This window comes from Lichenihabitans sp. PAMC28606 (assembly GCF_020616535.1).
Classification (GTDB): Bacteria; Pseudomonadota; Alphaproteobacteria; order Rhizobiales; family Beijerinckiaceae; genus Lichenihabitans; species Lichenihabitans psoromatis.
In genome coordinates this window covers 3,617,501-3,630,245 of sequence record NZ_CP085136.1, presented here as the reverse complement: position 1 = coordinate 3,630,245, position 12,745 = coordinate 3,617,501, and the positions used below count along the sequence as shown (strand labels likewise).

Here is a 12,745-nt window from a genome sequence, read left to right as displayed (position 1 = left end):
GCGCTCTAGAACAGAGCAGGAACAGGGTGGGTCATGGGTCGTTTGGATCTCACGGAAAAGCTGGCGGTCTTGGCCGATGCGGCGAAATACGATGCGTCCTGCGCCTCGAGCGGATCCGAGTCGCGCAAATCCACCACGCGCAACAAGGGCATCGGGTCTATCACGGGCTCGGGAATCTGCCATTCCTATGCACCCGATGGGCGCTGCATCTCGCTGCTGAAGCTGCTGCTGACCAACCACTGCGTGTATGATTGTCTGTATTGCGTCAATCGTCTGTCGAGCAATGTGCAGCGGGCGCGGTTCACCCCTGAAGAAGTCGTCGATATCACGCTCGACTTCTACAAGCGCAATCTGATCGAGGGGTTGTTTCTGTCCTCCGGCATCATTCAGTCACCGAATTACACGATGGAGCAGATCGTGCGGGTGGCGCAGACGCTCCGCGAGACCCATCGGTTCAGGGGCTATATCCACCTTAAGACGATCCCGGACGCCGATCCGCTGCTGATCGAAAAGGCAGGCCTCTACGCCGATCGGCTCTCAATCAATGTCGAGGTGCCGCGCGAGGCGAGCCTCGTCAAGCTGGCGCCGGAGAAGAATGCAGGCTCGATCCGCCGTGCCATGGGCGGTCTTCGGCTGCGGCTCGAAGAAGCGACGGACGAAAAGCGCCGGTCGCGCCACGCGCCGAGTTTCGCGCCGGCCGGGCAGAGCACACAGATGATCGTCGGGGCCGACGGAGAAACCGATAGCGATATCGTCCGATCGAGCGTGTCGCTCTACAGCAGCTATAAATTGAAACGGGTGTATTACTCGGCCTTCAGCCCGATCCCCGGATCAAGCCAGTTGCTGCCGGCGCAGAAGCCGCCGTTGATGCGCGAACATCGGCTTTATCAAGCCGACTGGCTCTATCGCTTCTATGACTTCTCGATCGACGACATTCTGGCCGCGACCGACGACGGCATGCTCGATCTCGACATTGACCCGAAGCTTGCCTGGGCCTTGAAGCATCGGCAGAAGTTTCCAATCGACGTCAATCGGGCGCCACGCGAAGATCTGCTGCGGATTCCGGGCCTTGGGGTCAAGAGCGTCAATAAGATCTTGCGGATCCGACGATGGGGGCGGCTCGACCTGTCGGGCGTGGCCCGCCTTGCCGGATCGGCCAAGACGCTTTCGAAATTCATCGAGGCCAGCGATTGGACTCCGGGCGCGATCTTGGACAGCCCTCATCTGACGGCCGCGCTCAAACCGCCGCCCCGACAATTGAGCCTGTTTTGATTTATCGGATCGATCTCGACAGTCACGTCGATCTCGACGGATGGCGTGTCGCAGCCCGGCGATTGGCCGAGGCGGATATTCCCCCGAGCGAAATTCTATGGCGAACCGGCGAGCAGGATGGCGATCTCTTCGTGGAGGCCATCCAAAACAATGAACCACCCGAGCCGAGTCCCGGCCACAAGCCGCTGAGCGTGCCGCGTCGGTTTTTGGAGCTCGCCGAACTGGCGGTTTGCCACCGCGATCCCGAGCGCTTTACGCTGCTGTATCGACTGTTGTTACGATTCCAATCCGAGCCCCGGCTGATCGACATCGCGACGGACGACGATGTCTTTCGGCTAGAAGGAATGGCCAAGGCGGTGCGCCGCGATCGCCATAAGATGACGGCCTTTGTGCGCTTCAAGAAAGTAGAGGCGGCGGATGGGCCAGCTTACGTGGCTTGGTTCGAGCCCGAACATCACATCGTCGCCCTCACGGTCCCCTTCTTCGTCGACCGGTTCGCCAACATGCGCTGGTCGATCATCACGCCTCAGTTAAGCGCGCGCTGGGACGGGCTCGCGCTCACGTTCGAGCCGGGCGGCAGCAAGGCCGATGTGCCCGACGATGAGGCAGGCGACGATCTCTGGCGAACCTATTACGCCAACATCTTCAATCCAGCTCGTCTGAAGATCGGGGCCATGAAGCGCGAAATGCCGGTGAAATATTGGAAGAACCTGCCGGAAAGCAGCCTGATCACGTCCCTGATCAGGTCAGCCCAAGGCAAGGAGAACGCCATGGTGGAGAACCCGCAAGTCGCGCCCCCCAAGCGAGCCGAGATCATCGCGCAGCAGAGAGTGGCGAAGGCGGAGCCGCGGCCAAGTCACGAGGCAGGGACGCTGGAGGCGTTGCGCGACGAAGCCAGGAGCTGTCAACGCTGTCCTCTCTATCGGGACGCGACCCAAACGGTGTTCGGGGAAGGCCTCGCCAGCGCCGATCTCGTCTTCGTCGGCGAACAGCCGGGCGATCGGGAGGACCTGGCCGGCAAGCCGTTCATTGGGCCGGCAGGCGCGCTGTTTGACCGGGCGCTCGCCGAGGCCGGCATCGATCGGCAACGCGCCTATGTCACCAATGCGGTCAAACATTTCAAATTCGAGCCGCGGGGCAAGCGTCGCATCCACAAGAAGCCCGGGATCGCCGAGATCGATGCGTGCCGCTGGTGGATTGAACAGGAACTTGGCGCCCTCAAACCGAAACTGACGGTGGCGCTCGGCGCGACGGCCGTGCGGAGCCTGACCGGCAAGAGCGCCTCGATCCTCAGCCTGCGAGGACAAGTGATCGACTCGCCGCTAATCGGCCCCGTGCTGGTCACGGTGCACCCGTCCTTCCTGTTGCGACTGCCTGACGAGGACCAGCAACGGGTCGAATATGATCGCTTCGTTGCCGATCTTCGCCTGGCGCGCGATGCCGCCGCAGGCTAGTCGGCGGCCCAATCGGCGCCGGATTTGAGAAGCGGCATGGCTTGGAGTAGACACGCCAATTGGCCGATGACCGGCACATGCCACGGCCCCTTTTTCACAGATTAGATCAGAGACGACGAGCCATGCGCGACCAACTCTCCACCATGCTGAAGGTCGCCATGAAGGCGGGAGACAAGCCCCGCGTCGGCACCATTCGGCTCATTCAATCGGCGCTCAAGGACAAGGACATCGAGCTGCGTCCCTCCGGCAAGACGGTTGGCGAGGAGGATATTTCGGCCGTGCTCCGGAAGATGGTCAAGCAACGGCAGGATTCGATCGCGATCTACGATCAGGCTGGCCGCGACGACCTTGCTAGCCAAGAGCGCGAAGAGCTCGCCATCATCGGAGAATTCTTGCCGAAGGAGATGGAGGAGGCCGAGGTCCGCACCGCCATCGCCGACGCGATCGAGCAATCCGGCGCGGCCGGACCGAGGGACATGGGCAAGGTGATTGCGGCCATGAAGGCAAAATACGCCGGACAGATCGACTTCGGCAAAGCCAGCGCTTTGGTCAAGTCGATGCTGAACGACCGTCAGGCTTGATCGACGACGCGGCTGTCGTCACTCGCTTTCGAGGGCCTGGAACGCCCGTTTAGCCTTATACATCTCTTCGTCGGCTCGTTTGACGAGCGCTTCGAGCCGCTCTCCCGGACGGCTGGTCGCCACACCCATCGAGAAACTCAGAATCGATTCGGAGTGGAACTGGTTGTTGATGTCGATCATCTGATTGATGGTGTCGATCATGGCGGCACCATCGCGTTCGTCGGCCCCCGGCATCAGAATTGCGAACTCGTCTCCGCCAATGCGAGCAGCATAGCTCTGCCGATCGACCGCCTTTTGCAGCACCTCACCCATACGGCTGAGCAGACTGTCTCCCGCCGCATGGCCAAGGCTGTCGTTGGCGGCTTTGAGACCGTTCAAATCGGCGATCATAACGGTAACCGGATAGATGTTCTTGCGCTCGATCCGGTTGATCTCATCATTGTAGAAGGAGCGGTTGTAGAGTTTGGTCAGCACGTCATGCTTGCCGAGGAATTCGAGATAGGCTTCGGCCCGCTTGCGCGCCGTGATGTCGGTCAACGCGACCTGAACCAAGCCCCAATCCGCTTCATGGCCGGGCAGAACCGAGAATTGCATCAACAGGTGAAGCTCGCTGCCGTCGAGCGTGTAGTTCACCACCTCGCGCTGCTGAAACAACTTGCCGTTCCAAAGATCGATCAGTTGCTCGCGGAAGTGATCGAGCATGTTGGCGCGAAACACATCATCGAGTCGGCGTAGCAATGTGGCCTTGTCGGGTGCTGCGAAGAGGTCGAGCGTCCGCCGATTGACGTCGAGAACATGGACTTCACTCAGGCATTGCTGCACGAAGACGGGATGAACGTCGGTAAAGACAGGAAAGTCTTGGATGCCTTGCCGCCGGGCTTCGTCGAGAAGGCGCTTGACGCCTCGAAAGTCTTCCGCCCAAAGCGACACGGGAGAATGCTCGAACAAGCCACGCGCATATGCCTCGCTGGCTGCGAGCTTCGCGCGAGCGACCTCGCGATCGGTCACGTCCTCGATCGCGATCAGCACGCGGGACCAGCTCGCCTCATAGCCCGGCAGGATCGAGCCACTCAGCTGGATATCCAGGCGACGCCCCGCCAACGTATAATTGACCGTGTTGCTGAAGAAGTCGGTGTTGCCGTCCCACAGCCTTATGAGTTCCTCGAGATGCGAATCGAGCATGTCGTCGCGAAACACAAGGCCGAGATTGTCGACGAGGTGAGCAAGATCGCGGGCATCGAACAGCGATAAGGTTCGCTGGTTGACTTTGATGACGCGGAGAACGGCCGAACATTCTTCGATGCGAGTGCGGTCCTCCGTCAGATGCCGGCGAAGATCCGTGATGCCGAGGCCACGCCATCGCTCGAACAACAACCGGAGCGCGCCATAATCTTCAAGCCAGAGCGACACCGGAGCGAGATCGAACATATCTGCCTCAAGATGTTCTGTGGCGCTGCGGGAGACGTTAGGCTGTTGGTCGCTTTTAAACATGATCGCTCGATGTGGGCTGCGTCTGAGCACGCCGTCATCCTAAGTGTTTGTTGATGAATTATCCATGATTTCGGCAGCGTTCGAGCGGCGGCGAGGACACGCCGCCGAACCGAATAATCCGTTGCACCAGCGGATTGGAGTTCAGGCTTTCGATGTGGGCGAAAGTCGTCTAGAGCATGTGCGGCCCTGGCCGGATCGGTCGGCGGGGGATCGCAGCGAGATCGACTGGCCAAAACCGAAAGCGGCTTGTGCCGACCTCGTCGGCCCCGGGACACATCCATGACGATACGCCTGCATATCGGCGACCTCCCCTCCGACTGGGCTGCGGGATCGAGCGTTGCGATCGATACGGAGACGCTGGGACTGAATCCACATCGGGATCGCCTCTGCGTGGTGCAGCTGTCGCGGGGCGACGGCGACGCCGACGTGGTGCAGATCGGGATCGGCCAAACAAGTGCACCAAACCTGCAGCAGCTGCTGGATGATCGCGCGGTCGTGAAGCTGTTCCACTATGGTCGGTTCGACGTTGCCGTCCTGTTCCACGCCTTTGGCACGATGACGCAAAACCTCTATTGTACCAAGATCGCCTCGAAGCTGGTGCGGACCTACACGGATCGCCATGGCCTGAAGGATCTCTGTCGTGAATTGCTCGGGATCGACCTGTCCAAGCAACAGCAATCATCCGATTGGGGCGCCTCGTCGCTCTCCGAGGCGCAGGTCGCTTATGCGGCCTCGGACGTCTTATATCTCCATCAACTGCGTGAGCGGCTCGACCTGTTGCTGGCCCGTGAAAACAGGGCCGATCTGGCGCAGGCGTGTTTTTCGTTTCTGCCGACCCGCGCGCGTCTCGATCTTCTCGGATGGCCCGAAACCGATATGTTTGCCCATGCGTGAGGGCTCGCGACGCCGCATCGACATGATTGGTGCACTGCGCCATAACTTGGCCACGGCGTGGGGTGATCACCCACGCTCAAGCCGACCTCCAAAGCCGGCGACCTGTGTTCATGGCCTTTGCATCGAGCCTCTCGCTCTGTGCTCGATGACAGATAATCGATGACCGATAGCGTCAGCCCGCCCCTGGCTTTCCCCTTTTCGATGCCCGCGGCCTCCGACAAGACGCACGCGTTTCGCGCGGCGCGTCGGCATAGCCGGCATGTGAAGCTGATGCGCTCGGTGCTGTTCGGCGGCGCCCTCGTGGTCACGCTCCTGGTGATTGTCTTCGCGATTTTCGATCCGTTCCATAAGATCCTGCCCGGCCTGTCGGTCGAGAAAACGTCGCTTGACGGCACCAAGGTGACCATGTCCCGGCCGAAGCTGGCGGGCTATCATAACGATGGGCGTCCTTACGTGATCTCGGCGTCATCCGCCGTTCAGGACATCAAGGTCCCCAACATTTTCGAATTGCGCGACATGGATGCGCATCTCACCATGCAGGACAAGACGCTGACCCATGTGACGGCACTGACCGGCATCTACGACAGCACCTTGGACACGATGTCGCTGACCAGCGATGTGCATATCACCAACGATGGCGGCTTGGAGATGAAGGCCCGCGATGCCCATATCGAATTCAAGACGGGTTCGGTGGTGACCAAGAACCCCGTGACGGTTGCGATGCGTGGCAATACGATCGATGCCGACAGCATGCAGATGGTCGACGGGGGCAAGCAAGTGACGTTCGAAGGCCACGTGCACACGATGTTTCTGCCGGGGTCGGACAAGACACCTGACGTCAAGCCCGCCCAAACGCCATGACGCCCCTGCATCGCGTGTTTGCGCGTCTCCTCGCCCTTGTGGCGATCCCAACTCTCATTGCGATCTCGTTCGAGGTCTCGTCGGGTAGCGCCCTGGCGCAGGTCCCGACCGCGATTGCGGCGCCGGCCAAGAAGGCGACAGCATCCTCGGGATCGCTGCTGCCCGGTGCCAATTCCAAGGATCCGGTCAGTGTCGATGCCGGGAAGCTCGATTATTTCGATAAGGAGCAGAAGCTCGTCTACACCGGCGAGGTCGTGGCCAAACAAGGCGACTCGACCCTTCGGGCTTCCGTGTTGACGATCTTCCTCAACCGCTCGGCCAAATCGACCACCGCGGCCGGTTCGGCCGAGGAAAAGCCAGCAGCAGCTCCGGCGACGCCCGTGCCTCAAGATGCCGCGACCGCGGCATCACCCTTGGCGTCGAGCAACTCAGTCCGCCGCATGGAGGCCAAGGGCCCGGTCACGATCATCTCGAAGGATCAGGTCGGCACCGGTGATAACGGCGTCTATGACAAAGCTGAAAACAAGATCACTCTGGTGGGCAATGTCACGCTCAGCCAAGCCACGAATGTGATCAAGGGCGATAAGTTGGTCTACGACATGACCTCCGGTCAGGCGCAAGTCTCGTCCGGCCAGACGCTCGGTCGCGTCAAAAGCGTGTTCACGCCTGGTTCGGGCGCGCCGGGAGACGCGAAGAAACCGAAACACGTGACCCCGAAGACGGCACCCGCCAAGGCCGATAAGTGATGAGCCGTCGCTTGGCGGATCGTCGATCGCCAGACCGTCGATCACCATGAGCCGCGACGTGGCGTCGAAACCAGCGGGGCGTGGCATGATGCGGCAGCTGATGGGGTTGTTGCCGGGTCGACGCTCGGCGCCGGTCGCGACCTGGGCCGAGCCTCCGCTCTACGCGGATCATCCGGTCGGGTCCGCTCTCGCTGATGCGGCTGCGGCGCCGCACCCGGCGGCCGATCCCCAATCGCAGCTCGGGGTCTACAATATCGGCAAAGCCTATGGCGGCCGGCAGGTCGTCCAAGACGTCAGCCTCACGGTGCGGCGAGGCGAGGCCGTCGGGTTGCTCGGCCCCAACGGCGCCGGCAAGACGACCGTTTTCTACATGATCACCGGCCTCGTCGGACCTGATAAAGGCATGATCGAACTCGACGGTCATGACGTGACTGGCTTGCCGATGTATCGCCGAGCCCGTCTCGGCATCGGTTACCTGCCGCAGGAAGCGTCGATCTTTCGGGGGTTGAGCGTCGAGGACAACATCCGCGCGGTTCTCGAACTCACGGTTCGCGACCGTGACGAGCGGGAGGCCGAACTCGACTCGTTGCTGGATGAGTTCAACATCGGGCGGCTTCGCAAGTCACCGTCGGTGGCTTTGTCGGGCGGGGAACGCCGCCGCTGCGAGATCGCGCGTGCACTGGCGGGACACCCGTCCTTCATGCTGCTCGACGAACCTTTCGCGGGCATCGACCCAATCGCGATCGGCGACATTCAGGATCTCGTGATCCATTTGAAGGGGCGAGGCATCGGCGTGCTGATCACCGATCACAATGTGCGTGAGACATTGGGACTGATCGACCGCGCCTATATCATCCATTCCGGCCGCGTTCTGACGGAAGGAAGTCCCGACGACATCGTCAACGATCCGGATGTCAGGCGGTTTTATCTCGGTGAGGATTTCCGGCTTTAGTCCTGGCCGACGGCCCGGCGTCTCCCCCGTCTCGGGATCATATTCGGCATGTCTAATCCAGAGATGCTTGAACATACGGGCTTCGCGATTGGGCTGTCGAGACCCAAACCACACCCTAAGCAAAAATCATTCCGCGCATGCGCTGCCGATTTTTTGTGCTACAACTTGAGCGATCGGCTGCGAGAGCCGTGACCGTTAGTCGTTTGCGTTGAGTAGGTGAGATGGCACTGTCGGCCAAACTCGTGATGCGGCAGGGCCAGTCCCTGGTGATGACGCCGCAACTTCTGCAGGCCATCAAGCTCCTTCAACTCTCCAATCTCGAGCTTGCGTCTTTCGTCGAAGAGGAACTGGAACGCAACCCACTCCTCGAGCGCGCCGAAGATCGCCCCGACCTGATCGAGCCCGCGACCAACGATCGTCTCGATTCGCGCGATGCCGAGGATATGAGTGATCGAAACTGGGACTCGACCGATCTCGAAACCGACCATCGCTCGCTAGAGGCGGCACTCGGAACGGAGCTCGACAACACGTTCGACGTGGACCGCAGTGTGAAACCGGACGATTTTGCGACATCGGCCGACCTTCACGGCTTATCGGCCACCTCCTGGACGGGGAGCCCCGGAACCGGCGATGGCGAATTGTCGAGTTTCGACACCTATGTGGCCGCCGCCATGACGCTGCATGACCGGCTGAGCGAGCAATTGGCCCTGGCGGTTCACGATCCGACCGATTTAATGATCGGCCACAGTCTGATCGACCTCATCGATGAGGCCGGCTATCTGACGGAGGATATCGCGAGCGTCGCGGATCGTCTCGGCGCAAGTCCGAAGCGCGTGGAAGCCGTGCTCCGGATCGTTCATACCTTCGAGCCGACCGGGATCGGAGCACGTTCCTTGGCCGAATGCCTCGAGTTGCAATTGCGGGAGAACAATCGTTTCGATCCGGCGATCGCAGCCCTTCTGGCAAATCTGGCGCTCGTGGCCAAGCGCGACTATTCCAGCCTGCGCCGGCTCTGTGGGGTCGACGACGACGATCTGCACGAGATGATCGCCGAAATTCGGAGCCTCGATCCAAAGCCAGGCCGGGCTTTTGGAGGCGCGCCGGTCCAGACCGTGATCCCAGACGTCTATGTTTGGCCGGCCGCGAATGGCAGTTGGAATGTCGAACTCAACACCGACGTGTTGCCGAGGGTCCTCGTCAACCAGAGTTATCACACCCGGGTGACCCGAGGCGGCCCGAGCGAGGGGGATCGCTCGTTCGTGACCGAGTGCCTGCAAACCGCAAACTGGTTGACGAAGAGCCTGGAGCAGCGTGCCAGAACCATCCTGAAGGTCTCGAGCGAGATCGTCCGCCAGCAGGACGCGTTTTTCGCGCATGGCGTCGAACATCTTCGGCCGCTCAACCTGAAAACGATTGCCGATGCGATCGGCATGCACGAGTCGACCGTGTCGCGCGTGACCTCCAACAAATATATGGCCAGCCCGCGCGGTCTCTTTGAGCTGAAATATTTCTTCACGGCCTCGATCGCGGCGACTGCCGGTGGCGACGCACATTCGGCCGAAGCGGTCCGCTTTCGCATCAAGCAGATGATCGACGCCGAACGAGCCGATGACGTCCTGTCCGACGACGCCATCGTGGTGCGGTTAAAGACCATCGGCATCGTCATCGCCCGTCGCACCGTGGCCAAATATCGAGAGAGCCTGCGTATTCCCTCCTCGGTCGAACGGCGGCGAGACAAACAGGTGCGAGCCGTCGCCTGCTGACGTGGATCGCCGAACCGGTTGAGCAATTGCGACCCCTGGCCTAATGGAGCCATGACGGGCACGGTATGACCCGTGAGCCGTGCGGCTCGTCCCAACAAAGGATCCACTGATGGCCGTTGAGCCCAGACTGTGGATCGCCTGATAGATGGAGAAACGCCTTGAACAGGCTGTCGCAAACGACGCTGGATCGGCTCGGCGAGAGCATCGAGCTGCCGCCTTACGACCGGGCATTGGTGGACGTCGGGATCGTCCATTTCGGCGTCGGCAACTTTCACCGCGTGCACCAGGCCGTCTATATCGACCGTTGTCTTCGCGACCCTCAGGCACGCGGCTGGGGCATCTGCGGCGTTGAATTGATCGACAGTGAGGCCAATCGCGCCAAGGCTGACGCCTATCTGGCGCAGGATCGTTTGTTCACGGTCACTGAATTTGCGCCGGACGGATCGGCGGTGACGCATGTCATTGGAGCGATGGTGGACTATCGCCATGCGCCGGCGGATGCCGAGGCCGTGTTGGCCATCATGGTTTCGCCGCAGACCCGGATCATCTCGCTGACCATCACGGAAGGGGGCTATAATATCGACGAAACGACGGGCGCGTTCGACCTGACGTCCCCGGCAGTCGCGCAGGATCTTGCGGGCGGAGCGACGTCGACGGCGTTTGGCTTCATCGTCGAAGCCCTGCGGCGCCGCCGGGCATCCGGCACGGGTCCGTTCACGGTCATGTCCTGCGACAATCTCAGGCACAATGGCGATACGGCGCGGCTCGCTGTTGTCTCTTTCGCCAAGGCTCTCGATGACGAGCTCGCGGCTTGGATCGACACGACCGTGACGTTCCCCAACAGCATGGTGGATCGCATTGCTCCCCAGGTGCCGGCCGCGATGCGAGACGAGCTCAACCGCCGGAGCGGCATTGAGGATGCGGTGCCGGCGATGTCGGAAAGCTTCATGCAATGGGTCATCGAGGATCGCTTTGCGGCCGGGCGTCCTCCACTGGACACCGTCGGCGTGGAAATCCGCGACGACGTCGTGGCCTTCGAATTCATGAAGGGGCGTATGCTGAACGCATGCCATATGCTTTTGTCGTATCCGGGTCTGCTTTGCGGCTATCGCATCGTCCACAACGCGATGGGCGACGACCGTCTGCGCCGCCTTCTGGAAACCTTTCTCGACCGCGACGTGATCCCGAATCTGGAGGGGCCGCAGGGGGTGTCGCTCGAGGCCTATAAGAGCGCCGTACTAGAGCGTTTCGCCAACCCGGCCGTGAACGACCAATTGCTTCGCATCGCGCATGATGGCGCCGCCAAGATCCCGGTCTTTCATTCCAAGACAATCGAAATGTTAATGAGCCGCGACGGAGATCTGCGGCGCGAGGCTTATTTCTTAGCGTGTTTCGAGCGATATCTCCGCGGGCGCGACGACAAGGGCGACAGCTTCCCGGTCAACGAACCCCGTCTCACTCCGGCGGATCACGCTTTGCTGAAGAGCCACGATCCGCTTGCTTTGCTGCGGACGAGCCCGTTCGAAAAGCTCGGCCTCGCCGATCATCCTGAATTCGTGCGACTCTATTCGGCCGCCGTCGGGATGATCGACGCCGAAGGGGCCTCCCGAGCCCTCGACCACCTCCTCGCTTGACGGCTGTCGCTACAACCAGGAGCGGAGCTGCCTCTGCAAAGAGCAGCACCGCCGACACGATCGGATGAAACCGCATGGACGATGCACAACGCCGCGCCCTCTCGTCCTGGCTGACCGAACAAGGGCTGGCGGGCGCGACCGAACAAGAACTTCTGCACGGTTTCTGCAACAGTCCGCATTGCACAGGTCTCTCCCTGTCGCGATCGCTGCTGATCATCGACACGCTGCATCCGGTTTACGAGGGCCGGGCGTTTCGCTGGCGCAATGATGGTGTCGTTGAAGAAGCCGTGGTCGAATACGGGTTCAGTTCCGACGGCGATGCGGCGGTCACCTGGCAACAGAGCATCTTCTATACGATGCTGCAGACCGATCAGTCGGAATACCGCATTCGCCTGACCGGCAACGAGCCGCTCCCCTTTCCGGCGCTCGAGACGATGCGGACCGAAGGCCATACGGATTTCGTCGCAACTGTGCATCGGTTTGCCAGCCGCGGCGTCATCGGTGAGATGGATTGCGTCTATTCCTATTGGTGTACCCGCGAGGCTGCCGGCTTCGACGACAGCAAATTGGAGGCTCTGAGGCACCTCGTTCCGACCTTGGCGCTGGCGGTGAAATGTACCTCTCTGGCGCGGATCGCCGAGACCCTCGTCGGGGTCTATCTCGGGCGTGACGCGGGTCAAATGGTGCTGCAAGGCAAGATCAGGCGGGGGACGACCGACCGGATCAATGCGGTCCTCTGGTTTTCGGATCTTCGCGGCTATACGGCGATTTCAGAATCGGTCGCGCCGGAAGAAATTCTGCCGATGCTGAACGACTATGCGGACGCCGTGATTTCCTCGATCCACGACGCGGGCGGCGACGTCCTCAAGCTGATCGGCGATGGCGTTCTGGCGATTTTCAAGGCCGATCGCCCGGAAGATGCTTGTGCGTCTGCGTTGAAAGCCGAAGCCAAGCTGCGCTATCGTCTAGCCAAGCTGAACGAAAGACGCGCCGCAGAACAGCGCCCCATAACCAATGCCTATCTTGGCCTGCATATCGGCGACGTGTTCTATGGGAATATCGGGAGCGCCGAGCGGCTCGACTTCACCGTGATCGGG

11 protein-coding genes (1 of these 11 only partly in view) are annotated in these 12,745 nt (G+C 61.1%); 10 read left to right on the top strand and 1 reads right to left on the bottom strand.

What is annotated here, in order from left to right; all coding sequences use genetic code 11:
- Window positions 1-33 precede the first annotated feature (33 nt).
- From LGH83_RS17135 to LGH83_RS17125, 3 genes are all read left to right on the top strand, one after another.
- A complete protein-coding gene (locus tag LGH83_RS17135) occupies window positions 34-1,272 on the top strand; it encodes a putative DNA modification/repair radical SAM protein (protein ID WP_227399680.1) in 1,239 nt (412 codons plus the stop codon).
- Window positions 1,269-2,726 (top strand): UdgX family uracil-DNA binding protein, encoded by a 1,458-nt coding sequence (locus LGH83_RS17130; protein WP_319799567.1) that lies wholly within the window; start codon window positions 1,269-1,271, stop codon window positions 2,724-2,726. The genes LGH83_RS17135 and LGH83_RS17130 overlap by 4 nt, the downstream gene beginning before the upstream one ends.
- Before the next feature lie 122 nt (window positions 2,727-2,848).
- Entirely contained in the window at window positions 2,849-3,307 is a 459-nt protein-coding gene (locus LGH83_RS17125) for a GatB/YqeY domain-containing protein (RefSeq protein ID WP_227399679.1), read from the top strand.
- 18 nt (window positions 3,308-3,325) lie between these two features.
- Here the strand turns inward: LGH83_RS17125 and LGH83_RS17120 are convergent, their stop codons facing one another.
- Window positions 3,326-4,735, bottom strand: coding sequence for a GGDEF domain-containing protein (locus LGH83_RS17120; protein WP_227399678.1), 1,410 nt, complete (start codon window positions 4,733-4,735; stop codon window positions 3,326-3,328).
- A 342-nt stretch (window positions 4,736-5,077) separates the two neighbouring features.
- Here LGH83_RS17120 and LGH83_RS17115 point away from each other — a divergent pair, with 342 nt between their 5' ends.
- From LGH83_RS17115 to LGH83_RS17085, 7 genes are all read left to right on the top strand, one after another.
- Window positions 5,078-5,692: a ribonuclease D gene (locus LGH83_RS17115; RefSeq protein ID WP_227399677.1), complete on the top strand. Its 615-nt coding sequence runs from the start codon at window positions 5,078-5,080 to the stop codon at window positions 5,690-5,692.
- A gap of 159 nt (window positions 5,693-5,851) precedes the next feature.
- On the top strand, window positions 5,852-6,553 hold the full coding sequence (gene lptC / locus LGH83_RS17110) for an LPS export ABC transporter periplasmic protein LptC (protein ID WP_227399676.1): 702 nt from the start codon (window positions 5,852-5,854) through the stop codon (window positions 6,551-6,553).
- Window positions 6,550-7,299, top strand: coding sequence for an LptA/OstA family protein (locus tag LGH83_RS17105; RefSeq protein ID WP_227399675.1), 750 nt, complete (start codon window positions 6,550-6,552; stop codon window positions 7,297-7,299). Before lptC ends, LGH83_RS17105 begins: the two co-directional genes overlap by 4 nt.
- A gap of 46 nt (window positions 7,300-7,345) precedes the next feature.
- Complete coding sequence (gene lptB / locus LGH83_RS17100) at window positions 7,346-8,251, top strand: LPS export ABC transporter ATP-binding protein (RefSeq protein WP_227399674.1); 906 nt, start codon at window positions 7,346-7,348, stop codon at window positions 8,249-8,251.
- Between the two features lie 221 nt (window positions 8,252-8,472).
- Entirely contained in the window at window positions 8,473-10,014 is a 1,542-nt protein-coding gene (rpoN, locus tag LGH83_RS17095; protein ID WP_227399673.1) for an RNA polymerase factor sigma-54, read from the top strand.
- A 158-nt stretch (window positions 10,015-10,172) separates the two neighbouring features.
- On the top strand, window positions 10,173-11,648 hold the full coding sequence (locus LGH83_RS17090) for a mannitol dehydrogenase family protein (protein WP_227399672.1): 1,476 nt from the start codon (window positions 10,173-10,175) through the stop codon (window positions 11,646-11,648).
- A 74-nt stretch (window positions 11,649-11,722) separates the two neighbouring features.
- Window positions 11,723-12,745: the 5' portion of an adenylate/guanylate cyclase domain-containing protein gene (locus LGH83_RS17085; protein ID WP_227399671.1), read on the top strand. It continues 192 nt past the right edge of the window; 1,023 of the gene's 1,215 nt are visible here — the first part of the coding sequence; the start codon lies at window positions 11,723-11,725; its stop codon lies beyond the right edge, outside the window.